This is a genomic window from Kitasatospora sp. NBC_00374 (genome assembly GCF_041434935.1).
In the GTDB taxonomy this organism is placed as follows: domain Bacteria; phylum Actinomycetota; class Actinomycetes; order Streptomycetales; family Streptomycetaceae; genus Kitasatospora.
Genome location: NZ_CP107964.1, coordinates 1,394,243 through 1,417,757, shown reverse-complemented (window position 1 = coordinate 1,417,757; position 23,515 = coordinate 1,394,243). Strand labels below are relative to the sequence as shown.

Sequence of the window (23,515 nt, the reverse complement as noted above, 5' to 3'; positions counted from 1 at the left end):
TCCCGACACCTCGGCCGTTCGCACCGAGGACGGCTCCGGCGGCCAGTGGTAAGGGGAGGGGACGGGCGGTCATGACAGCGGGTGTCTCAGGCAGCACGACCGAACAGGGGCAGACGGGCTCGCCGGGGTGGCGAGTCCGGGTTCGAGAGCGCCGGCACCCGGACCGCGCGCCCCCCGCACCACGCGCGGCCCAGGGCGCGGTGCCCCGCGCCCGTACGCGGACGACCCGCGTCGGATCGTCGACGCGGTGTGCCGCAGGCCGCCGGGGTTCAGGAGCTGCCCAGCCCGGCCTCTTCCAGGTCGAGGTCGCGCGCTGGCGCTCGAACCCGAGCACACCGCCCGCGAGGAGGCCGCGACGCGGGGCCGCTTCGTGGCAACCGTCGGCGCTGGGCCCACTGTCCCGTGTACGTCGGGCGAGGGGAGGACGGTCGTCCTCGGTCCACGGACGGGCGGCACAGCCGGTGTGCGGTCGACCGTCACACCGTTCCTGCCCAGGCGTTGGTGCCGAACAGCGTCTTGATGTCCGAGGCGAGGCCGTTGTCCGGGTTCACCAGGAAGCCGAGCTCGTACAGGGTGTTCTTGTCCCAGTTGGTCGTGAGCAGGCGCACCGGCACGTCTCCCGGGTGGTCCTGCAGGGCTCGCCTGAGTTCGGCCACCAGGTCAGGGGTGATCTTTCCGGCCGGGATGGTGATCTGCACGGGCGGCTTGGTGCCGAGCTCGGCGGAGGAGACGTCGAGGGTGCTGATCTCCTGGCCGAAGATGCTCAGGGACCCGTCGCGCTCGTTGAGCCGTCCCCTGGCCGAGATGACGTTGTCCTCGACCATCTGGTCGGCCATCAGGTTGTAGGTGGCGGGGAAGAACAGGACCTCGACGGAGCCGTCGCGGTCGGCGAGCGTGATGATGGCCCATGCGTTGCCGGCCTTGTTGATCCGGCGGTCCACCGCCGTGATCAGGCCGGCGAGCCTGACCTCGCCCTCGGTGCGGCCGGAGCCCATGAGTTCGGCGATCGAGGTGTCGCGGTTGCGGGAGAGGATGTGCTCGGCCCCGTCGAGCGGGTGGCTGGAGACGTACAGGCCGAGCATCTCCCGTTCCAGGCTGAGCAGTTGCTTGCGCGGCCATTCGCGGTCGGTGAGTTGGAAGTCCAGGCCGATTGCCGGGGCGCCGTCGCCGGTGTCGAGGGCGCCGAAGAGGTCGTCCTGGCCGATCGCCTGCTGCTTCTTGACGCCGGTGACGGCGTCGATGGCGCTCTCGTGCACGGTGCTCAGGGAGAGACGGGTGTGGCCGAGGGAGTCGAACGCGCCGGCCTTGACGAGGGAGTCGACGGTGCGCTTGTTGCAGACCACCAGTTCGACCTTGTCGAGGAAGTCCGCGAAGGAGGTGTACTTTCCCTTCTCCTTGCGGGTGCTCACCAGCGACTCGATGACCGGCACGCCGACGTTGCGGACGGCCTTCAGGCCGAAGCGGACGTCGCTGCCGACGGCGGTGAAGTCGACCACGGACTCGTTGACGTCCGGGGAGAGGATCTTGATGCCCATCTGGCGGCACTCGGCCAGGTAGACGGCCATCTTGTCCTTGTCGTCGGCCACCGAGGTCAGGAGAGCGGCCATGTACTCGGCCGGGTAGTTGGCCTTGAGATAGGCGGTCTGGTAGGAGACCAGGCCGTAGGCGGCGGAGTGCGATTTGTTGAAGGCGTAGCCGGCGAACGGCACCAGGACGTCCCACACGGCCTTGATCGCCTCGTCGGAGTAGCCGCGTTCGTGGCAGCCGGCCTGGAACGGGATGAACTCCTTCTCCAGGACCTCCTTCTTCTTCTTGCCCATCGCGCGGCGGAGCAGGTCGGCCTGGCCGAGGCTGTAGCCGGCCAGCACCTGCGCTGCTCGCTGCACCTGCTCCTGGTAGACGATCAGGCCGTAGGTGGGGCCGAGGACCTCGCTCAGCGGGGCTTCCAGCTCGGGATGGATCGGGATGATCTCCTGCTGGCCGTTCTTGCGGAGCGCGTAGTTGGTGTGCGAGTTCATGCCCATCGGGCCGGGCCGGTAGAGGGCGCTGACGGCCGAGATGTCGGCGAACTCGGTGGGCTTCATCAGGCGGAGCAGGGCGCGCATCGGGCCGCCGTCGAGCTGGAAGACGCCCAGGGTGTCGCCGCGGGCGAGGAGTTGGTAGGTGGTCGGGTCGTCGAGTGGGATCTTCTCGATGTCGACGTCGGCGCCCCGGTTGGCCTTGATGATCTTGATGCAGTGGTCGATGATGCCCAGGTTCCGCAGGCCCAGGAAGTCCATCTTGATCAGGCCCATGGCTTCGCACGACGGGTAGTCGAAGCCGGTGATGATCACGCCGTCCTTGTCCCGCCTGTGCAGCGGGATCAGGTCGAGCAGCGGGGTCGAGGACAGGATGACGGCGGCGGCGTGCACGCCGGTGCCGCGGATCAGGCCCTCGATACCCCGGCCGGTGTCGATGATCTTCTTGACGTCGGACTCGTTGTCGTAGAGCGCCCGGATCTCGGTGCCCTCGTTGTAGCGGGAGTGGGTCTCGTCGAACAGGTCCGCCAGCGGGACGCCCTTGCCCATCACGTCCGGCGGCATCGCCTTGGTGATCCGGTCGCCCATCGCGAACGGGTAGCCCAGGATGCGGTTGGCGTCCTTGACGGCGGCCTTGGCCTTGATCGTGCCGAAGGTGTTCACCTGGGCGGTGTACGCGGAGCCGTACTTGTCGGTGACATAGCGCACCATCTGGTCACGCTGGCGGTCGTCGAAGTCGATGTCGACGTCCGGCGGGTTGATGCGCTCGGGGTTCAGGAACCGCTCGAACAGCAGGTCGTGCTCCAGCGGGTCCAGCTCGGTGATCCGGGTGAGGTACGCGACCATCGAACCGGCCGCCGAGCCACGGCCCGGACCGACCGGGATGCCGTTGTCCCGTGCGTACTGGCAGATGTCCGCGACCACGAGGAAGTACGCGTCGAACCCCATCGGGGTGATGACACCCATCTCCAGCTCGATCCGGTCCAGCACCTCCTGGCTCGGGCTGTCGCCGTACCGGACCTTCAGGCCTGCGGCGATCTTCTTGCGCAGGTACGACGCCTGGGTCTCACCCTCGGGCACGTCGAACTGCGGCATCCGGTCGACGTAGGTGAAGACCTCCTCGTACGACTCGATCCGCTCGGCGATCAGCAGGGTGTTGTCGCAGGCCTCCGGCAACTCGCGGAACAGCTCGCGCATCTCGGCCGCGGTCTTGATGTAGTAGCCGGTGCCCTGGAACTTGAAGCGGTTCGGGTCGTCCTTGTTCTTGCCCACGCCGACGCACAGCAGACTGTCGTGCGCGTCCGCCTGGTCGGCGGTCACGTAGTGGGAGTCGTTGGTCGCGAGCAGCGGGATGTTCAGCTGCTCGGCCAGGCGCAACAGGTCCTGGCGGACGTCCCGCTCGATGGACAGGCCGTGGTCCATCAGCTCCAGGAAGTAGTTCTCCCGGCCGAAGATGTCCTGGTACGCGCCGGCGGCCTTGACCGCCTCCTCGTACTGCCCGAGGCGCAGCCGGGTCTGCACCTCGCCCGAGGGACAGCCGGTAGTGGCGATGATGCCGGCCGCGTTCGCGGCGATCAGCTCGCGGTCCATCCGGGGCTTCATGTAGTAGCCCTCCATCGACGCGAGCGAGGAGAGCTTGAAGAGGTTGCGCAGACCGGTCGCGTTCTGCGCCCACATGGTCATGTGGGTGTAGCGGCCGCCGCCGGAGACGTCCTTGCCGCCCTCGCCGTCCGCGCCGGACGGGCGCTGGCCGCCGGGCGACCAGAAGACCTGCTTCTTCTCGAAGCGCGAGCCCGGTGCGACGTACGCCTCGATGCCGATGATCGGCTTCACGCCGGTCCTGGCCGAGGCATGGAAGAACTCGTACGCGCCGAACATGTTGCCGTGGTCGCTCATCGCGATCGCGGGCATCTCCTGCCGCTCGGCCTCCGCGAACAGCTTGCCGTTCTTTGCCGCCCCGTCCAGCATCGAGTACTCGGTGTGAACATGCAGGTGGGCGAAGGTGTCTGACACTGCGCTGAGGCTCCTTGCGGATCTGGCGACCGGAGAGAAGTGCCCCACCCTAGTGTCCTGCGCCGGAAATATCAGTCATAAGTCTGTAGTCTGTTTTTCGTGTCGCAACGAGGTCCGAAGGCTGTAGAGATTGTGCTCTCCTCGAAGGAGCGCATTGAGTTGTCGCACTGGGCGGCCGGCGGGGCGGGGGCCCGGCTCGCCGAGCGGGCCGGGATCGTCCTGGCCTGCGCGGACGGAGTGTCAAGTACGCGGGTGGCGGCCGATAGGGGCGTGAATGTGGCGACCGTGCGCAAGTGGCGGGCCCGTTTCGCGGCTGACCGACTGGCGGGCCTTGCGGACGAGCCACGGCCCGGCCGCCGCAAGGCGGAACTTGTACTCACCGAGTCGGAGCGGGAGGAACTGACCCGATGGGCGAGGCGGGCGAAGACGGCCCAGTCCCTCGCGTTGCGGGCCAGGATCGTGCTGCGATGCTCGGAGGGCGGCACGAACAAGCAGGTCGCGGTCGAACTCGGCACCGCCCAGGCGACGGTGAACCGTTGGCGGGCCCGGTTCGTCGAGGACCGCCTGGACGGTCTGGTCGACGAACCGCGCCCCGGCAGGCCACCCTCGATCCTGCTCGACAGGGTCGAGGATGTCGTGGCGGCGACTTTGGAGTCCACACCGAAGCACGCCACCCACTGGTCACGCGCCTCGATGGCCGAACGTACCGGCCTGTCGAAGTCCACCATCGGGCGCATCTGGCAGAAGTTTGACCTCAAGCCGCACCTGCAGGATTCGTTCAAGCTCTCCACCGACGCGCAGTTCGTGGACAAGGTCGTCGACGTCGTCGGGCTCTACCACAACCCGCCGGAGCGGGCGGTGGTGCTCTGTGTCGACGAGAAAAGCCAGATCCAGGCGCTGGACCGATCCCAGCCGGTGCTGCCGATGATGCCCGGCATGCCCGAGCGTCGCACCCACGACTACCTGCGCCATGGCATCACGAGCCTGTTCGCCGCGTTCAACATTGCCGACGGCAGCGTCATCAGTGCTCTGCACCGACGCCACCGCGCCATCGAGTTCAAAAAGTTCCTGATCACGATAGACAAGGCCGTGTCGACCGAGCTCGACGTGCATCTGGTATGCGACAACTACGCCACCCACAAGACCCCCGAGATCCAGAAATGGCTGGCCCGGCATCCCCGGTTCCACGTCCACTTCACCCCGACCGGCTCCTCCTGGATCAACCAGGTCGAGCGCTGGTTCGGCCTGCTGACCGACAAGCTCATCCGCCGCGGCGTCCACACCTCCATCCAGGCTCTCGAGAACGACATCCGCACCTGGATCCAGACCTGGAACGAGGACCCGAAGCCCTTCACCTGGACCAAGACCGCCGACGAGATCCTGAACTCGCTCGCCGACTACCTCACCAAAATCACCCCCAGAGCACCATAAAACCCTAGTGAACTTAGGCTTGGCACTTGCGGCGCAGGACACTAGTGGTCGACGGAGCTCGACTCGCCGTGGCCGAGCCGACGACCGGGTGTCCTTGACGAACTTCCTACGCTTCGGAGTCGATGGCCTTCGTGGCCAGGACCACGCGGTCCTCGGGCCGCAGGACGTAGCCGGGGTGGAGATGCCGGTCCGTTCGGGGGGAAGGGGCCACAGCCTGCCGTGCGAGGTGGTGGAGGAGCCGTAGGCCGGCGCTCGGCGGGAGCGGTGGTGTCGCGGGCGGTGACCCGCCCCTGGCCGGGGCGCAAGGAGGCGTCGACGGTGTGGTCGTGGTCGTGGACGTCGATGGTGACGAGGAGCGGGACGCCGAGTTCCACCGGCATCACGCCCAGCACATGATGTCCCGTGAAGAAGGCCAACCACGGCCGCAAGGCGAGCCAGTAGAACCCTGAGACCCACCTGGCGCCGAGTGCCACCGGCGCCGGATGCCGCAACCCCGAGACCCCGGGAGTCTGCAGACTCCCGGGGTCTCGGCATGCCCGCCGCGTCAGGATCGTGTCAAGAAGGCAGCCGTCGACGTCAGGAGCACGTTCGGGCCGAGCGGCGCGAGTCCGGCCGCGCCGCAGGATCGAGCCACTGCCGATACCTGCGGAGGCCATCGATGACCGGCACTGCCGACCCCCTGTCCGCCACACCCCCGGCGACCGCCGAGCCGGAGCCCCCCGGCACCGGACGTGCGGACGAACGCCACCGACTGACCGCACTCGGCGGACTGGCCGCGCTGTCGCTGGACGCGATGGCCTCGGTCGCGTACGGGCCGGAGTCGATCGTGCTGGTGCTGGCCGCCGCCGGTGGCTACGGGCTCGGGTTCACGCTTCCGGTGACCGTGGCGATCGCTGTGCTGCTCGCGGTGCTGGTCGCCTCCTACCGGCAGGTGATCGCGGCGTTCCCGGACGGCGGAGGCTCGTACGCGGTCGCCAAGGCCCACCTGGGCCGCCGGACGGCGCTCGCCGCGGCGGCCTCGCTGGTGATCGACTACATCCTGAACGTCGCGGTGTCGGTGACCGCCGGAGTGGCGGCGTTGACCTCCGCCTTCCCGGGGCTGTACGGGGATCGGGTGTGGCTGTGCCTGGGCGTGCTGGCACTGGTCACGGCGGTGAACCTGCGGGGCATCGCGGAGTCGGCCCGCTGGTTCATGGTGCCGACCGCCGTGTTCGTGGCCTCGATCCTGGCGATCATCGTGGTCGGCCTGTTCCGGGACGCGCCGGCGTCCCCCGAGGCCGCCGCCGGGCACGCCTCGGCGCTGGCGGGGAACGCCACCGCGGTCGGGGCACTGCTGCTGCTCAAGGCCTTCGCCTCGGGCTGCTCGGCGCTGACCGGCGTGGAGGCGATCGCCAACGCCGTGCCCTCCTTCCGTACGCCGGGGGTCCGGCGGGCCCAGCGCACCGAGGTCGCGCTCGGGGCGCTGCTGGGCGTGATGCTGATCGGCCTGGCGGTGCTGATCGGACGGTTCCACCTCCAGCCCGTCGAGGGCGTGACGGTTCTCGCCCAGCTCGCGGACGCCTCGCTCGGGCAGGGCTTCGGCTTCTACCTGGTGCAGTTCGCGACGGTGGTGCTGCTCGCACTGGCGGCCAACACCTCGTTCGGCGGCCTGCCGGTGCTGCTTCATCTGCTGGCCCGGGACAACCACCTGCCGCACGTCTTCGCCCTTCGCGCCGACCGCCAGGTCCACCGGCACGGTGTGCTCTTCCTCGCCGGGGTCTCCGCCGTCCTGCTGGTCGCCTCCGGCGGCGACGTGAACAGCCTGGTGCCGCTCTTCGCGATCGGCGTCTTCGTCGGCTTCACGATCTGCCAGATCGGCATGGTCAGGCACTGGGAGCGGGCGCGCTGCGCCGGCTGGCGCGGAAAGGCCCTGCTCAACGGGTTCGGCGCCCTGCTGACCGGCATCGCCACCCTCGTGGTCACCGGCACCAAGTTCACCGAGGGCGCCTGGGGCATCTGCCTGGCCCTGCCCCTGCTCGTCCTGCTCTTCGAGCGCATCCATCGCACCTATGGCCGCATCGGCACCCGCCTGGAGCTCGGCCGGACCCCCGGGCCGCTCACTGAGCAGCGCTCCCTGGTCGTCGTCCCCGTGCGGGCGATCACCCGGCTCACCAGGGAGGCGCTGTCCGCCGCCCTCTCGCTCGGCGACGAGGTACGCGCGGTCACGGTCGTGCATGCCGAGCCCGACGCCGAGGACCGGCAGGCCGCCGAGGCGCTGCGCCGCGACTGGGAGCTCTGGCGGCCCGGGGTGGACCTGGTCGAGATCCCCGACGGCCACCGCAGACTTGGCGCGCCGATCGCCGCGTACGTCAACGCACTGGCCGCCGAGAACGCTTTCGACCGGATCACCGTCCTGATCCCCGAGGTCGAACCCGCCCGGCTGTGGCAGCGCGCCCTGCAGAACCAGCGCGGCGCGGTCATCGACCGTGCCCTGCGCCGTCACACGGACGCCGTCGTCTGCCGCCTGCGCCTGCGGATGTAGGACGAGCCGGCGGAGGGCGTGTGTCCGTACCGGCCTGTGTTCCGGCCCCGGTGTTCCGGCTTTCTCCGGCCCCGCCGAGGTCCGGATCCGGGTGGCCCACCCGGCCTCGGCGGGCGCCTACCGGTGCGGCGGCGTCACGTCGTTCGGCCGTCGTGAATCCGGTGTCCAGCGCATGGCCGGACGCTCGTGTCAGCGCGCGGTGTCGGGGACGAGGCGCGGTACGAGACGGACGTAGGCGACCATGCCGACGACCTCGACGAGGGTTTGGGTGACCACGACGACGGCGGCCACCGCCAGGTCGTCGGGCAGGGCCAGGGCGAGGGGCAGGACGACGAGGGAGTTACGGGTGGCGCCGGTGAAGACGACCGCGCGGCTTGCGCCGGTGTCCAGACGGAACAGGCGGGCCACCGCGCGGCCGGCGAAGGCCATGACGACGAGGAACGCGGCGTAGAAGGGGATGACGGCGCCGACGTCGGCGAGGTTGCCGCCGAGCCCGGGGACCTGGGAGGCGACGACCACGAGGAGGGTGGCGGCCATCAGCGGCACCATCGTGGTGGTCGCGGCGCCCGCGACCTTCAGTCCGGTCGGGCGGCGCGCGGCCCACACCTGGAGTGCCCAGGCCAGAGTCAGCGGGATGACGATCAGGAACGCGAACGCCTCCAGGAACGGGCCGACATCGACGATGTCCGCGAGGTCGGAGCCCATGAACAGGTACAGAAACACCGGCAGCAGCAGCATCTGCGCCACCAGCAGGACCGGGGTGGCGGCGAGCAGACGGCGGCTGCTGCCGCCTGCCAGGCCGGAGAAGACGATCACGTAGTCGACGCACGGGCACAGCAGCACCAGCAGCACGCCGAGGCGCACGGCCTCGTTCGCGGGCAGGAACGCGAACATCGCGGCGACCAGCAGCGGCACTACCACGAAGTTCACCACCAGGGCGGCGGCCAGGAATCTGCCGTCGCGCAGAGAGCGGACCAGCTCGGCGGCCGGGACCTGGAGGAAGGTGACGAAGAGCAGGGCGCCGAGCACCGGGTTGATGGCGTGCTCCAGGCCCGGCCCCCAGCTGGGTGCGGTCCAGCCGAGCAGAGCACCGGCGGTCATCGCCCCGAGATACACCGTGACCTGGTGGTGTTCCATCCGCTCGACCAGGCCCTGCGGTCCCTGCTGCGACACCCGAACCGCTCCTCCACGTGGCCGGGGGTGCCCGGCCGGTCACCCCCCCATGTTGCTGGTCATCCTCACAGGCCAGGCCGGGCGCCGGCGCATCGGCCCCGGCCGGGCCGGGCGCCCATCAGCGTGGCGGTGCGGCGTCCAACCCGGTGAAGCTGGTGCCCGGGCGGCAGATCCTGCGCGAGGTCCGGGGCTGGCGGGTCGGTGACGGTGGACGCGGCGACCTCGTGGTCGCCGATCACAGCCCAACGCGGCGGCGTCTCGGCGGGCGGGCGACGCAGCACGGCCCGGAGGGGGGCGAGGAGCTCGTCCATAGCCGAAGGACTTGGGGAGGTGGTCGTCGGCGCCGGCCGGGCGCCAATGAAGCGTCAAGATCGCTCCCCGTGCCGCCAAGGAAACGTCAGGGAGAGCCGGAAGCCGATATCCGGCGGCATAGCGTCGCAGACGAGGAAGCGGCTCCGCTCCATGGGGGATGCGGGCTGTGACCACGCCGGTGGAGACCTCCACAGGTAACCAACCGGCGGCCAGGTGAAAAGGGTAGGGGGACGCGCAGCCATGACAGCGGGCGCACAGGGCAGAACGACCGTACCGAGGAAGACGAGCTCGCCTGGGGTGGCGAACTCGGGTACGGCCGGCCCGGCACCCGGGCAGCGCGCCCCCCGCACCACCACCGCAGGCGGCCCTGAGGCTCACGTCGGCGCCTCGACCCGGACACCGGGCATACGCGCCCGGATCCCCGCGCTGGGCGGTTCCTGGTGGAACACACCCCGCCTCGTCCGTGCGCTCACGGTTCTCTGCCTGGCCACCGTGTTCGCCTTCGCCGCCACCACGGCCTCGGTGCTGGTCGGCGCCCGCGACGGCATCGACACCATCGGCCACCATGCCGCCCCGCAGGCCGTGCGCGCCGCCGACCTGTCCTTCGCGCTCAGCGACATGGACGCCCAGGCCGCCAATCTGCTGCTGATCGGCGCCGACCAGGACTACTCCGCCCTGCGCAGGCAGACCCTGGACACCTATGAGCAGCGCCGCAACCAGGCCGGTATCGACCTCCAGCGCGCCGCCGAGGCGGCCGCCGGAGAGCCCTCCGGGCAGCGCGCCGTACAGACCGCCATCGCCGAACTCGGTCACTACGAGGCCCTGGTCGCGCGTGCCCAGCTCCTGGAGGACCAGGCCCACGCGTCGGCCGGCAAGCCGTCCCCGGACGCCCTGGACGCCTACCGCCAGGCCACCGATCTGCTCCGGCAGCAGCTGTTGCCCGCTGCCGACCGGATCACCGCGGCCAACTCCGTCACCGTCGACCACATCTACACCGCCCAACGCGACGAGCTTGCGGCCGGCTGGTGGTGGATCCTGGGCACCGGTGCGATCGCACTCGTCGTACTGGCCGCCCTGCAGAGAACCCTGGCCGTCCGCTTCCGTCGCCGGGTCAACCCGCCACTCGCCGCCACGACCCTGCTCACCGTCATCGGGCTGGCGACCGTCCTCCAGCTCGCCGGGCAGGCCGAAGACCACCTGGTGACGGCGAAGCGCAACGCCTACGACTCCGTCATCGCCCTCAGCCGCGCCCGCGCGGTGGCCTACGACATGAACGCGGACGAGAGCCGCTATCTCACCGACCCGGCCCGGGCAGCCGCGTACGAGCAGGCCTTCCTCGACAAGACCCAGGCCGTCGCCGACGTCTCGGGTGCCACTCTCGGCAGCTACAACAGTGAACTGTCCCGTCAGATCGACGCCCACCGCGCCGACTGCAGGGTGGTCCCTTTCGACGGCTTCCTCGGGATGGAACTGCGCAACATCACCTTCCCGGGCGAGCAGGACGCGGCCGAACAGGCCCTGACGGCGTTCCAGCGCTACCAGCAGGACGACCGCACCATCCGCGCCCTGCGAAACCAGGGGCAGCTCAAACAGGCGGTGACGTTCAACACCGGCACTGCACCGGGCCAGTCGAACGCGGACTTCGAGCTCCTCGGCGCTGCCCTCGGCGATGTCCTGGCGATCAACCAGCGGGCCTTCGACGCGGCGGTGGCCGAGGCCGACGCCCATCCGAGTCCGGGCACCGCGGCCGTAGGCGGCATCGCGCTCACGCTGGCGCTCGCGCTGAGCGCGCTCGGCGTCCGCCCGCGCCTGCGCGAGTACCGCTGACGGTTCCACTGTGCTGATGACGTCAAAGATGCCTCAGGGAAGCTGATCTGACGATCCATCAGTGATTGGATCGAAAATCGATCTGGTGAGGCGATTCGACGCCCCGGCCGGACCGGTCGTCCTGACACTCGGCGAAGGTCCCGGCTGGCACCTCGCCCCGGACCGGCCGGTCCCGCTGGTCTCGGCCAAGGCGTACCTGCCGATGCCCCCTGCGCAGGAGGGTGTCCTGGTCGTCGAGATGACGACACCGGACGTGGACAGCGGGCCCGACGTCTACGCGCCCCTGCTCGTCCAGATGGTGCAGCGTCCACTTCCCCGACCCCGACCCGAGCGAGGACCCGGCGGGGCCCGTGGAAGCCCCACAACGTCCGGCCGGGCGGCCGGACGACCCGTTCGGGACGGTCCTGCACTGAGCTCGGAGTCCCGGCCGCAGCGGGAGCGGAACTCCCCGACACGGCTCCAGTCCCAGGACATGGGCCGAGCAACGTCGGGGCCGGCCCCTGCCCGGCGCGACGGGGGGCGGCTCACCCGGCGATGGCGTCGAAGACCTCGGTCATCGCCGCGAGGGTATGACCGCTCACGAAGGCGTCGCAGTGCGGCAGGGCCGCCGCGATGCCGCCGGCGAGCGGGGCGTACCCGGGGGCTGCCTTGCGCGGGTTGACCCAGACCACGCGGTGGGCCAGGCGTCCGAGGCGGGCCGTCTCGCGGCCCACCGCCGCGGGGTCCTCGCCCTCCCACCCGTCCGAGAAGATCACCACCACCGCGCCGCGGGCCATCCCGCGCCGCCCGAACCGGTTGGTGAACTCCGCCAGCGACCGGCCGATCAGGGTGCCGCCGGACCAGTCGGGCGCGGTGAGCCCGGCCCGCCGAAGGGCCGCGTCCGGCGTGGTGTGCCGCAGGACGGGTGTGAGCCGGGTGAGGCGGGTCGCGAAGACGAAGATCTCGACGGCCAGCCCGCCGCCCGCCGATGAGCAGAGCCTGGAGAAGAACCGCAGGTAGACCCGGGTGTACGGCTCCATCGAGCCGGAGATGTCGCAGAGCAGCACCAGCGGCCGGCGCCGCAGCCGCCCGTGCGAGCGGGCCAGCCGGACGGCCTCCCCACCCGTCCGCAGGCTGCGCCGCAGGCTCCGGCGCAGGTCGATGCGGCGGCCGCCCGGATCGGCCTCCCGGCGCCGGGTGCGGCGCAGCGGCACCTTGATCGAGAGACCGGCGAGCAGCCGGTCCAGCTCCGCCAGCTCGCCGGGGCCGAAGCGTCCGAAGTCCTGGTGCGCGAGCGACTCGGCGGTACTGCCGGCCAGCCGCAGGGTGCCGGTGCCGGTGGGGCGTTCGGAGGGGTCGTCGACGGCCTCCGGACGGAGGTCGCCGCCGGGCAGCGGGGCCGTGGCGGGGCGTGGCGGCGTCGGTGCGGCGCCGGCCGGGGCGGCCGGACCGGGTTCCAGGCCGGGCAGCGGCGGGTTGTCGGGTGACCCCCGGTGGTCGGCCGGGTCGCCCAGCCCGCCGAAGACCAGCCCGAAGACCCGGTCGAACGCTTCGAGCTGGGCCCGTCCCGTGACGAACGCGAGCCGGGCCGTCCAGTACAGCGTCGGCCGGTCCACCGGCGGCAGCAGGCGCAGTCCGTCGAGGAACCGCGCCGAGCGCTCGGGGGTGACCGGCAGGCCGGCCCGGTGCAGCTCCGCGCCGAACCGGGCGGCGAACGCGGCCGGGTCGAAGAGCGGGTCAGCCATCGGGTGCGCCGACCAGCCAGGCCAGGCCGCGGTCGCGGACCAGGTCGTGGTCCTCCCGGTACTTGACCAGGACGCCGAGGGTGCGCTCCGCCGCGTCCGGGTCCAGCCGTTCGACGCCGAGCAGGGTGAGCGCGGCGACCCAGTCGATGCTCTCGGCGATCCCGGGCGGCTTCTGGACCTCCAGGGTGCGCAGGCGCCGTACGGCTGCCGCCACCTCGGCCGCGAGCGAGGGCGCGGTCCCGGGGACCCGGCGGCGCACGATCTCGATCACCCGCTCGGTGTCGGGGTAGTCGATCCAGTGGTACAGACAGCGGCGCTTGAGGGCGTCGTGCAGGTCGCGGGTCCGGTTGGAGGTCAGTACGACCACCGGCGGGACGGCGGCGCGTACGGTGCCCAGCTCGGGGATGGTGACGCCGGCCTCCGCCAGCACCTCCAGCAGGAAGGCCTCGAAGTCGTCGTCGGCCCGGTCGATCTCGTCGATCAGCAGCACGGCGGGTGTCGGTCCGGGGTGGGTCAGCGCGGCGAGTACGGGGCGGCGCAGCAGGAAGGCGTCGGAGAAGAGGTCGGTCTCGTCCAGCGCCGTCCCGCGGCTCTCGGCGAGCCGGATGCTCAGCAGCTGGCGCGGGTAGTTCCACTCGTAGAGGGCCTCCGCCGCGTCCAGCCCGTCGTAGCACTGCAGCCGGATCAGCGGGCTGCCCAGCACGGTGGCGAGGGCGCGGGCCGCCTCGGTCTTGCCCACGCCGGGCTCGCCCTCCAGCAGCAGCGGCTGGGGCAGCCGCAGGGCGAGGTAGAGCGCGGTGGTCAGGCCGGTGTCGGTGAGGTAGCCGGTGGCGTCCAGGGCGGCGCGCAGGGACTGCGGGTCCGGCACGGCGAGCGCGACGGCCCGGCGGGCGGATTCGGCCGGCGACGGCCGGACGTCCTCGGTCACGGCGCCTCCTCGGTCACGACGGCTCCTCCGTCAGGGCGCTTGACCGCGCGGCCCGACGCGGGCGGCCGACTCGAACCGGTCGCGGCAGCCGGCGGAGCAGAACCAGTGGCGGTGGCCGCCGACGTCCGAGAACAGGGTGTCCGGGACGACGGCCACGGTCATCCCGCAGACCGGGTCGACGGCGGCGCGCGGTTCGGCGGCCGCCCCGGACGGGTCGGCGGCCTCGACCGGGGCGACCGGCTCGGGCACCGCTTCGCTGTGCAGCGCGACGGCGTGCCGCGAGGCCACCAGCTCGGCCAGGATCGACACCGCGATCTCCCCGGGCGTCCGGGCCCCGATCCACAGACCCGCCGGGGTGTGGATCCGGTCGCGCGCCTCGGCGTCGAGCTCCAGTCCGGTCAGCACCGCGGCTCCGCGCCGGCTGCTGGCGACGAGCGCCACGTACGGGACCCCGGCGCGGGCCGCGGCGGTCAGCAGCGCCTCCTCGTCCCGGCCGTGCGAGGCGACCACCACGGCGGCGACGTCGGCGAGCGCCTGCGAGGTGGACTCCGGAGACGTGGACTCCGGCGACGAGAACTCCCCGGGTGAGACGGCGCGCAGCTCGTACTCCAGGCCGGCGCCCAGGGCGAGCAGGCTGCGACCGATCGGTGTGTCCCCCAGGACCAGGACCACGGGTGCGGGGCGCTGCGGCTCCAGGAAGATCTCCAACTCCCCGCCGGACAGGCAGGGGTTGGCCACCACGAGGGTGCCCTCCCGCGGCTCCGCCCCGGGCCCTGTCGCTGCCTCCGCCTCAGCAGTCTCCTCCACAGCCGCCCCGCTGCCCGCCTGCGGCGAGATCCGCAGCAGCAGCGACTCCCCGCTGCGCAGTACCCGCAGCGCCTGCAGACGCACGGTGGACTCGGCGCAGACGCCGCCGACGAAGCCCTCGATCCGGCCGTCCTCCAGGACCAGCGCGGTGTCCCCGGGGTGCGCGCTGGTGGGGTGCAGGGCGCGCACCACGGTCGCCTTGACGAACGGGACCTGACGCTCCCTCAGGTCCGCCATCCGCCGCTCCATGGCGGTGCCCGTACTCACTGGGGGGCCTCCACGCCCCCGTGCATCGCCTGCCAGACCCGCCCGGGGGTGAGCGGCATGTCGGCGTGCCGGACCCCGATCGCGTCCATCACCGCGTTGACCACCGCGGGGGGCGAGCCGACCGTCGCGGACTCGCCGATGCCCTTGGCGCCGATCGGGTGGTGCGGCGACGGTGTGACGGTGTGGTCCAGCTCCCAGGCCGGGGTCTCCAGTGCGGTCGGCAGCAGGTAGTCCATGAAGGACCCGGAGAGGCAGTTGCCGTCCTCGTCGAAGGCGATGATCTGCATCAGCGCCATGCCGACGCCGTCGGCGAGGCCGCCGTGCACCTGTCCCTCGATGATCATCGGGTTGATCCGGGTGCCGCAGTCGTCGACCGCGACGAACCGGCGCACCTTCACCTCGCCGGTGCCCGGGTCGACGTCCACCACGCACACGTACGCGCCGTACGGGTAGGTGAGGTTGGGCGGGTTGTAGACCGTGGTGGCCTCCAGGTGACCCTCCACCCCCTCGGGCAGCGTCAGCGATCCGTGGGCGGCGAGCGCGATCTCCTGGATCGTCCTGGTCGCGGTCGGGTCACCCTTCACGAACCAGCGGCCCTTCTCCCACTCCAGGTCGTCGGGGGCCACCTCCAGCATCGCGCCGGCGATGATCCGCGCCTTGTCGCGCACCTTGCGGGCGACCACCGCCGCCGCCGCGCCGGAGACCGGCGTCGAGCGGCTGCCGTAGGTACCGAGCCCGAACGGGGTCTGGTCGGTGTCGCCGTGCACCACCTCGATGTCCTCCGGCGGGATGCCCAGCTCCTCGGCGACGATCTGCGCGAACGTCGTCTCGTGGCCCTGCCCCTGGCTCTGCACGCTGAGACGCACCACCGCCTTGCCGGTCGGATGGACCCGCAGCTCGCACCCGTCGGCCATCCCGAGGCCGACGATGTCCATGTCCTTGCGCGGGCCGGCGCCCACCGTCTCGGTGAAGAACGACAGGCCGATGCCCATCAGTTCGCCGCGGGCCCGCCGTTCCACCTGCTCCCGCCGCAGCGCCTCGTAGCCGGCCCGGTCCAGCGCCTTGCGCAGGCATGCCGGGTAGTCGCCGGAGTCGTACTCCCAGCCGGTCTTGTTCCGGTACGGGAACTGCTCCGGACGCAGCAGGTTGTTCATCCTCAACTCGGCCGGATCCGTACCGAGTTCGGCCGCCAGACAGTCCACCATCCGCTCGACCAGGTACACCGCCTCGGTGACCCGGAACGAGCAGGCGTAGGCCACCCCGCCCGGCGCCTTGTTGGTGTAGACGCCGGTGACCGCGCAGTGCGCCGCCTCGATGTCGTACGAGCCGGTGAAGATGTGGAAGAAGCCGGCCGGGTACTTGGTGGGCTGGGCGGTCGAGTTGAACGCGCCGTGGTCGGCGAGGACCTTGACGCGCACACCGAGGATCCGGCCCTCGCGGGTCGCGGCGATCTCACCGTGCATGTGGTAGTCGCGGGCGAAGGAGGTGCTGGTCAGGTTCTCGGAACGGTCCTCCACCCACTTCACCGGCTTGCGGGTGAGGATCGAGCCCACCACGGCGCACACGTACCCCGGGTAGATGCCGACCTTGTTGCCGAAACCGCCGCCGATGTCCGGGGAGATCACCCGGATCTTGTGCTCCGGGAGTCCCGCGACCATCGCGTACAGCGTGCGGTGGGCGTGCGGCGCCTGGGTGGTCTCCCAGAGCGTCAGCTTGCCGTCGACCGGGTCCATGTCGGCCACGCAGCCGCAGGTCTCCAACGGCGCGGGGTGCACCCGCGGGTAGAGCATGTCCTGGGCGACCACCACCTCGGCACGCGCGAACACCTCGTCGGTGGCGGCCCGGTCGCCCGCCTCCCAGTCGAAGATGCGGTTGTCGGTGCGGCCCTCCTGGTCGTCGCGGATCACCGGGGCGTCGGCGTCCAGCGCGTGCCGGGCGTCGATCACCGGCGGCAGCGGCTCGTACTCGACGTCGATCAGCTCGATCGCGTCCCGGGCCGCGTAGTGGTCGTCGGCGACCACGAACGCCACCTCCTGCCCCTGGAACCGCACCTTGTCGGTGGCCAGCACCGCCTGGGTGTCCAGCGACAGGGTGGGCATCCAGGCCAGGCCGAGGCCCTCCAGGGTCGCGCCGGTGACCACCGCCCGGACCTTGGGATGCGACTCGGCCGCCGAGGTGTCGATCGAGACGATCCGCGCGTGCGCGAACGGACTGCGCAGCACCGCACCGTGCAGCATGCCGGGCAGCTGTACGTCGTCGACGTAGTGGCCCTTCCCGCGCACGAACCGCGGGTCCTCCTTGCGGTGCAGCCGCCCGTACCCGATCGGGCGCTCCTGCTGCTCCTCGGGCTCCCGATCCACCTCCGGCGTCGGCGCGGTCTCCTGGGCGGTGCTCATGGCGTGCTCCCCGCGGTCGGGGCGGCGGCGTCCGCCGCCGGGTGGTCCGCGGCCCACTGGACGGCGCGGACGATGTTCAGGTAGCCGGTGCAACGGCAGAGCTGGCCGGAGATCGCCTCACGGATCTCCTGCTCGGACGGGTCGGGGTTGCGGTCCAGCAGCGCCCGGGCGGTGAGCATCATGCCCGGTGTGCAGAAGCCGCACTGCAGGCCGTGCTTCTCGATGAACCCCTGCTGCACCGGATCGAGGCCGTCGGCGCCCTCCAGGTCCTCCACGGTCCGGACCCGGTGCCCGGCGGCCATCGCGGCCAGCACGGTGCAGCTCTTGACGGGCTCGCCGTCGAACAGCACGACGCAGGTGCCGCAGTTGCTGGTGTCGCAGCCCCAGTGGGTGCCGGTGAGACCGAGGTCGTCCCGCAGGAAGCGCACCAGCAGGTGCCGGGCCTCCACCTCGGCGGTCCGGTCCTCACCGTTGACGTTGATGGTGACCTCCATCGTCATGCTCCCTCTGCGTCGGACCGGGCGACGCCCACGGCCCGGTCGGCCCGTTCGGCGGCCAGGGTCAGCGCCCGCCGGGTGAGTTCGCCGACCAGGTGCCGCTTGTACTCGGCGCTTCCCCGGCCGTCGGTCTGCGGATCGCAGTCCTCGGCGGCGATCCGTCCCGCCTCGGTGAAGACCTGCTCGGTCGGCTCCCGGCCGACCAGCGCCTCCTCGGCCCGCCGGTAGCCGACCAGGGACGTACCGACCGCGGCGAGCCCGATCCCGGCCCAGCCGATCCGCCCGTCGGCCAGCGACAGCGCGGCGCCTGCCGCCGCGACCGCCCAGTCCCCGGACTTGCGCTCGACCTTCCGGTAGGCGCTGCCCGCGTTCGGCCGTACCGGCACCCGGATCTCGACCAGCATCTCGCCGGCCCCCACGGCCGTCTCGTACGGGCCGCGGTAGAACTCCTCGATCGGCACCGAGCGCCGCCCGCCCGGCCCGAGCACCACGGCCACCGCCCGAACGGCGGCGCAGACCGCGGAGAGGTCCTCCGCCGGGTCGGCCTGACAGAGCGAGCCGCCGATGGTGCCGCGGTTGCGCACCGGCGGGTCGGCGATCACCCGCTCGGCGTCGTGGAAGATCGGGAGGTGGCGGCCCAGCAGATCGGACTCCAGCAGGCTGCGGTGCCGGGTCAGCGCGCCGATCCGCACCTCGCCGCCCTCCAGCCGCAGATAGTCCAACTCGTGCAGGTCGTTGATGTCGACCAGGAACTCCGGACGGGCCAGCCGCAGCTTCATCATCGGCAGCAGACTGTGCCCCCCGGCGATGACCCGGGCCTCCTCCCCGAACCGCTCCAGCAGCGCGAGCGCGTCGTCCACGCTCTGCGCGCGCCGGTACTCGAATGACGCGGGAACCTGCACGGCAGCCTCCTGACCGGTCACGGGCCAGGGCCACGACGGTCACGGGCCCTGTCGTCCGTCGCCGGCCCGGCCGGCGCTGCGCCCGAGGCCGACGGTACGGCCGAGCGCGGCGCTACGCCCAAGACCGACGCTACGCCCGAGCGTCGCCCCGCCGGCCGGGCCGGTCAACGGCGACTGAAGGGAATGGTTAAGACGCCGCCGCCGCTGACTCCAGTGGAACCCGCGACGGCGCGGCCCGGCGGGTGACCGCAGGAGGCGGCGATGACCCTCACGCAACTCAGAGCCTTCGTGGCGGTGGCGCGACTGGGCTCGGTCAAGGCCGCGGCGCTGTCGCTGCGGGTCAGCGAGCCCGCGGTGTCCGGCGCGGTGGCGGCGCTGCGCCGCGAACTGGGCGACCAGCTGTTCGTCCGGGCCGGGGGCGGGATCGCGCTGACCCCGGGCGGGCGCCGGCTGGCGGCGGGCGCGGCGGAGATCGTGGGACTGGCCGAGGAGACCCGCCGACGGGTCCGCGAGGCCGGGACGGAGACCTCCTCCCTGCGGGTCGCCGCCACCGAACCGAGCGCGGAGCTGATCGTCCCGCCGCTGCTGGAGGCCTTCGTCCGCCGGCAGCCGGAGGTGGACTCCGACACCCTCGCCGTACCCGCCCAGGTCCTCACCGAGCTGCTGCTGGACCGCCGGGCCGACGTCGCGATCGGTCCCACCACCGCCGACGGCGACGGGCCCACGGGCGACCGGGACCCCGCTGCCGACGCCGTCGAACACATCCCGTTCCTGCGGTTCCGGCTGGTGGTCGTCGCCTCGCCCCGGCACGCCGGCGCCGGCCTCGACCGGGCGGGGTACGGGCCGCTGCGCCTGCCGGTCAGCCGGCTGCCGCGCGAGCACTGGCTGCTCGGCCCGGGGCAGCTGGACCCGGCCACCCCGGGCGGCGCCTTCCTGGCCCGGAACGGCGTCGGCGAGCGCAGCGTCTCGTTCTTCCCCAGCACCACGGCGGCGCTCAACGCGGTCGCGGCCGGCGACGGGCTCTCCCTGACCCTGCTCCACCTGGTCCGCGACGAGCTGCGGCACGGCACCCTCACCGTGCTGGAGATCCCCGGCACGCCGGTCAACGGCGTCATGCAGGTCAGCGCGCTGCGCGGCGACCGGCGTTCGCCGACCGCGTCCGCGCTCTGCCGGTTCGTGACCACGCCCGCCGCGCTGCGGAGCCTGCTGAGCCGGACGACCGGGGTGCCGGGCGCACACTTCCACCCCACCGTGCACGTGAGCCTGTGGAGCTGACCCGCGAGCGCACGCGGCGCTGGTGAGCCATCCTTGAAGTGCACCCCTTGACGATCGATTCCGCCGTGCCGACGGCGGGACCGCCGGCGATCCGTGCGAGGAGGCCCGTCCGCATGGAGTTCACCCACGAGTTCCGCGTGAGCCTGCCGATCGACGCAGCCTGGGAGCTGTTCACCGACATCCCGCGGCTGGCGCCCTGCATGCCGGGTGCGCAGCTCACCTCCGTCGAGGGGGAGCGGTACCGCGGGACCGTCAAGGTCAAGGTCGGGCCGGTCACCATCGTCTACAAGGGCGTGGCCACCTTCGAGGAGCGTGACGACGCGGCGCACACCGTGCGGCTGAAGGCCTCCGGCCAGGACACCCGCGGCCAGGGCAACGCCGAGGCGCACATCACCGCGCGGCTCGCACCGGACGGCGACGGCACCCGGGTGACGGCGCAGACCCGGCTCAGCATCACCGGGAAGGCGGCCCAGTTCGGGCAGGGAGTGATCGAGGAGATCAGCAGGAAGCTGCTCGGGAGGTTCGTGGACTGCCTGGAGCAGCGGTCGGCGGCGCCCGCCGACACCGACACCGCGCCGTCCGAGACCGCCGCTCCCGCTCCCGCTCGCGCCCCCGCCGCCGCCTCCGGGGCCTCCGGGGCGGCTCCTGCGGGGGCGGCCGCCGACGAGCCGCTCGACCTGTTCGGCGTCGCCGGTGGCGCGCTGCTCAAGCGCCTCGTGCCGGCCGCCGCCGGGGCACTGATCGTCATCGCGCTGGTGGTCGGGCTGCGGCGGGCCCGGCGATCCGGTCCGTGCTGCCGCCGCTGCGGGTGACACCGTGCGTGACGTCCTGGACGAGGTCTACCCGTGGTACCTGGCCGGTGAGAGCGTCGGGCTCGCCACCGTGGTCAGCACGTTCCGCAGCGCGCCACGCCCGACCGGGGCCGCGATGGCGGTGTCCGAGTCGGGCACGGTGGTCGGCAGCGTGTCCGGCGGCTGCGTCGAGGCGGACGTCTACGAGGAGGCCCGGGAGGCACAGGCCACCGGCCGGCCGGTGCTGCGCAGGTACGGCGTGAGCGACCAGGACGCCTTCGAGGTCGGGCTGAGCTGCGGCGGCACCATCGAGGTCTTCGTCGAGCCGGTGTCCCGTCGGACGTTCCCCGAACTCCCGGAGGTGATGGCGTCGCTGGCCGCCGACGAGCCGGTCGCGACGGCCACCGCGGTCGCGGGCCCGGAGTCCGGAGCGGGCTCGCCCGGCCGCCGGCTGGTGATCTGGCCGGACCGCACCGCCGGCACGCTCGGCTCCGCCACCCTGGACGGCACGGTGACCGTGGACGCACGCGGCCTGCTCGACCACGGCACGAGCGCGCTCGCCCACTACGGCAGTGCGGGGCAGCGCCAGGGCGAGGAGGTCGCGGTCTTCGTCGGATCGTTCGTCCCGGCGCCGCGGCTGCTGGTCTTCGGCGCCCTCGACTTCGCCGCAGCCGTCTCCGAGTTGGGCGGCTACCTCGGCTACCGCGTCACCGTCTGCGACGCCCGTCCGGTGTTCGCCACCGCGGCCCGCTTCCCGCACGCGGACGAGGTCGTGGTGCGCTGGCCGCACGAGTACCTGGCCGAGGAGGCGGCGGCGGGCCGGCTCGACGACCGGACGGCGGTGGCCGTGCTGACCCACGACCCCAAGTTCGACGTTCCGCTGCTCGCGACAGCGCTACGGCTGCCCCGACTCGCCTACGTCGGCGCCCTCGGCTCCCGCCGCACCCACCTGGACCGGCTCGACCGGCTGCGCGAAGTCGGCCTGGACGACGACGAGTTGTCCCGCCTCGCGGCCCCGGCCGGACTCGACCTCGGCGCCCGCACCCCGCAGGAGACCGCCGTCTCCATCATGGCCGAGATCATCGCCACCCGCTGGGGCGGCAGCGGTCACCGCCTCACCGCCACCGAGGGCCCGATCCACACCGCCGCCGCGCTCGACGAACGCCCTGAGGCCGGGAGCCGGGCCGCTTCCCGCACATAGCTCCGCAGGCTCTCGGCGCTGCTCGTCTCCGAACTCGCGCGTGGGACGCGGTTCGCGGCCACCGCAGTCCGGCCAGGAGACCGTCCACGGCAACGCCGGATCGGTGCAGCGCGCCGAGCCGTCCCGGCCGCAGCGGCCGGGACGGCGGATCGGTTCAGCAGTCGGGGATGACGGTGCCGTTGTTGTCCTTGGCCTCGTCGTTGCCCCACTTGGAGAGGTAGTAGGCCGAGACCCACTGCCCGGCGGGTCCGACGTCGGGGTCGGTCTTCAGCCACCAGTGGTTGAAGCTGCTCCCGTTGCGGATCTCGCGTCCCCAGGTCTTGCAGTACACGTAGTTGGTGCCCTGGTAGAGCGTGCCGGTGCTGGTGGTACTGGTCGGTGACCCGTACACGGACGCGTTCGAGAACGTGTCCACCCAGTACTTGGTGGTGCTGGGCGGCGGTGGCGTGCTGCCGCCGGCGCAGTCGGGGATGACGGTGCCGTTGTTGTCCTTGGCCTCGTCGTTGCCCCACTTGGAGAGGTAGTAGGCCGAGACCCACTGCCCGGCGGGTCCGACGTCGGGGTCGGTCTTCAGCCACCAGTGGTTGAAGCTGCTCCCGTTGCGGATCTCGCGTCCCCAGGTCTTGCAGTACACGTAGTTGGTGCCCTGGTAGAGCGTGCCGGTGCTCGTGGTACTCGTCGGTGACCCGTACACGGACGCGTTCGAGAACGTGTCCACCCAGTACCGGCCGCCGCCGGAGGGCGGCGGGGTGGAGCCGCCGCCCGGCCCGTAGAGGCGGATGGCGCCGTAGTAGTCGCTGTGCGAGGACAGCGCGGCCACCTGCACGTAGCCGCCGGAGTACGGGGCCTCCGCGATGTACCCCTGCCCGAGGTAGATCGCCACGTGGTGGATGGTCGACGGCGTGTTCCCGAAGAACACCAGGTCACCGGGGAGCAGTGGGCCCGTCCCGTCGCCCCGGTAGAACCTGGCCACCGCACGTGAGGAGGTCCACTGCGTGGTGGTCACGCCGTTGATGACGTCCGTGCCCACCGCGAGGTAGTAGGCGTAGCGGACCAGGCCGGAGCAGTCCAGGCCCTTCACGTGACAGTCGTTGGGGGCGCCGTTGGACGCGTCGCAGATCCCGTACGACGGACCCGGCTGCCCGCCGTGGCCTCCGCCCCACGAGTACGGCGTGCCGATCTGGCCGCAGGCGGCGTTCACCGCCGAGTTGGCCTGCGGAGCGGCGCCCGAGGAGAGCACTCCGCAGGTGGGCGCCGCATGGGCTTGCTGAGCGCCGGCGAAGAAGACGACGAGGGAGGCCAGCACGGCCAGGAGTGCGGCGAGGCGAAGAACGGGAAGAGCCCGCCGGGGTAACAGGTCAACGCGCGTAGTCACAGGGCGTCCTTGATTTCGGCGTGCCACAAGTGGCAGCAGTGGAGGGGGGGTTGATGG

Annotated in this window: 15 protein-coding genes; 6 read left to right on the top strand and 9 right to left on the bottom strand. The window is 71.9% G+C overall.

What is annotated here, in order from left to right; translation table 11 throughout:
• Positions 1-476: 476 nt before the first annotated feature.
• Positions 477-4,031: a DNA polymerase III subunit alpha gene (dnaE, locus tag OG871_RS06460; protein WP_371494891.1), complete on the bottom strand. Its 3,555-nt coding sequence runs from the start codon at positions 4,029-4,031 to the stop codon at positions 477-479.
• A gap of 159 nt (positions 4,032-4,190) precedes the next feature.
• Between dnaE and OG871_RS06455 the strand changes: the two genes are divergently transcribed.
• Together OG871_RS06455 and OG871_RS06450 are read left to right on the top strand one after the other, a co-directional pair.
• Positions 4,191-5,462, top strand: a complete 1,272-nt coding sequence (locus OG871_RS06455; RefSeq protein ID WP_371494711.1) for an IS630 family transposase — start codon at positions 4,191-4,193, stop codon at positions 5,460-5,462.
• Positions 5,463-6,120: 658 nt separating this feature from the next.
• Complete coding sequence (locus tag OG871_RS06450) at positions 6,121-7,983, top strand: APC family permease (protein ID WP_371494889.1); 1,863 nt, start codon at positions 6,121-6,123, stop codon at positions 7,981-7,983.
• A 189-nt stretch (positions 7,984-8,172) separates the two neighbouring features.
• On the opposite strand, the gene OG871_RS06445 is transcribed toward OG871_RS06450, so the two are convergent.
• Positions 8,173-9,120, bottom strand: coding sequence for an arsenic resistance protein (locus OG871_RS06445; RefSeq protein WP_371503227.1), 948 nt, complete (start codon positions 9,118-9,120; stop codon positions 8,173-8,175).
• 645 nt (positions 9,121-9,765) lie between these two features.
• Here OG871_RS06445 and OG871_RS06440 point away from each other — a divergent pair.
• Positions 9,766-11,295, top strand: a complete 1,530-nt coding sequence (locus tag OG871_RS06440) for a hypothetical protein (protein WP_371494887.1) — start codon at positions 9,766-9,768, stop codon at positions 11,293-11,295.
• A 524-nt stretch (positions 11,296-11,819) separates the two neighbouring features.
• Here the strand turns inward: OG871_RS06440 and OG871_RS06435 are convergent.
• The 6 genes from OG871_RS06435 to OG871_RS06410 are packed head-to-tail and all read right to left on the bottom strand — an operon-like array spanning position 11,820 to position 18,816.
• Positions 11,820-13,019 (bottom strand): VWA domain-containing protein, encoded by a 1,200-nt coding sequence (locus OG871_RS06435; protein WP_371494885.1) that lies wholly within the window; start codon positions 13,017-13,019, stop codon positions 11,820-11,822.
• Complete coding sequence (locus OG871_RS06430; RefSeq protein ID WP_371494883.1) at positions 13,012-13,947, bottom strand: AAA family ATPase; 936 nt, start codon at positions 13,945-13,947, stop codon at positions 13,012-13,014. The genes OG871_RS06435 and OG871_RS06430 overlap by 8 nt, the downstream gene beginning before the upstream one ends.
• 30 nt (positions 13,948-13,977) lie before the next feature.
• Positions 13,978-15,021: an XdhC family protein gene (locus tag OG871_RS06425; protein ID WP_371494881.1), complete on the bottom strand. Its 1,044-nt coding sequence runs from the start codon at positions 15,019-15,021 to the stop codon at positions 13,978-13,980.
• A complete protein-coding gene (locus OG871_RS06420) occupies positions 15,018-17,417 on the bottom strand; it encodes an aerobic carbon-monoxide dehydrogenase large subunit (protein WP_371494879.1) in 2,400 nt (799 codons plus the stop codon). The genes OG871_RS06425 and OG871_RS06420 overlap by 4 nt, the downstream gene beginning before the upstream one ends.
• Positions 17,414-17,911, bottom strand: a complete 498-nt coding sequence (locus tag OG871_RS06415) for a (2Fe-2S)-binding protein (RefSeq protein ID WP_371494877.1) — start codon at positions 17,909-17,911, stop codon at positions 17,414-17,416. The genes OG871_RS06420 and OG871_RS06415 overlap by 4 nt, the downstream gene beginning before the upstream one ends.
• 2 nt (positions 17,912-17,913) lie before the next feature.
• Positions 17,914-18,816, bottom strand: coding sequence for a xanthine dehydrogenase family protein subunit M (locus tag OG871_RS06410; protein ID WP_371494876.1), 903 nt, complete (start codon positions 18,814-18,816; stop codon positions 17,914-17,916).
• A 261-nt stretch (positions 18,817-19,077) separates the two neighbouring features.
• On the opposite strand from OG871_RS06410, the gene OG871_RS06405 reads away from it, so the two are divergent.
• The 3 genes from OG871_RS06405 to OG871_RS06395 all read left to right on the top strand — a co-directional run bounded on the left by OG871_RS06405 (position 19,078) and on the right by OG871_RS06395 (position 22,083).
• Positions 19,078-20,091 carry a LysR family transcriptional regulator gene (locus OG871_RS06405; RefSeq protein ID WP_371494874.1) on the top strand — a complete coding sequence of 338 codons (1,014 nt, stop codon included), beginning with the start codon at positions 19,078-19,080 and terminating at the stop codon, positions 20,089-20,091.
• 113 nt (positions 20,092-20,204) lie between these two features.
• The gene (locus OG871_RS06400; RefSeq protein ID WP_371494872.1) at positions 20,205-20,903 is read left to right on the top strand and encodes an SRPBCC family protein; all 699 of its coding nucleotides are present in this window, start codon (positions 20,205-20,207) and stop codon (positions 20,901-20,903) included.
• A 4-nt stretch (positions 20,904-20,907) separates the two neighbouring features.
• Complete coding sequence (locus OG871_RS06395) at positions 20,908-22,083, top strand: XdhC family protein (RefSeq protein ID WP_371494870.1); 1,176 nt, start codon at positions 20,908-20,910, stop codon at positions 22,081-22,083.
• A 154-nt stretch (positions 22,084-22,237) separates the two neighbouring features.
• Here OG871_RS06395 and OG871_RS06390 read toward each other — a convergent pair whose 3' ends face one another.
• On the bottom strand, positions 22,238-23,389 hold the full coding sequence (locus OG871_RS06390; RefSeq protein WP_371494868.1) for a C40 family peptidase: 1,152 nt from the start codon (positions 23,387-23,389) through the stop codon (positions 22,238-22,240).
• Positions 23,390-23,515 lie beyond the last annotated feature (126 nt).

Bases quoted from the DNA above. Each gene is read 5' to 3' on its own strand.
- OG871_RS06450 (WP_371494889.1), top strand. From the start codon at position 6,121: ATGACCGGCACTGCCGACCCCCTGTCCGCCACACCCCCGGCGACCGCC.
- OG871_RS06445 (WP_371503227.1), bottom strand. From the start codon at position 9,120: ATGGAACACCACCAGGTCACGGTGTATCTCGGGGCGATGACCGCCGGT.
- OG871_RS06435 (WP_371494885.1), bottom strand. From the start codon at position 13,019: ATGGCTGACCCGCTCTTCGACCCGGCCGCGTTCGCCGCCCGGTTCGGC.
- OG871_RS06420 (WP_371494879.1), bottom strand. From the start codon at position 17,417: ATGAGCACCGCCCAGGAGACCGCGCCGACGCCGGAGGTGGATCGGGAG.
- OG871_RS06415 (WP_371494877.1), bottom strand. From the start codon at position 17,911: ATGGAGGTCACCATCAACGTCAACGGTGAGGACCGGACCGCCGAGGTG.
- OG871_RS06405 (WP_371494874.1), top strand. From the start codon at position 19,078: ATGACCCTCACGCAACTCAGAGCCTTCGTGGCGGTGGCGCGACTGGGC.
- OG871_RS06400 (WP_371494872.1), top strand. From the start codon at position 20,205: ATGGAGTTCACCCACGAGTTCCGCGTGAGCCTGCCGATCGACGCAGCC.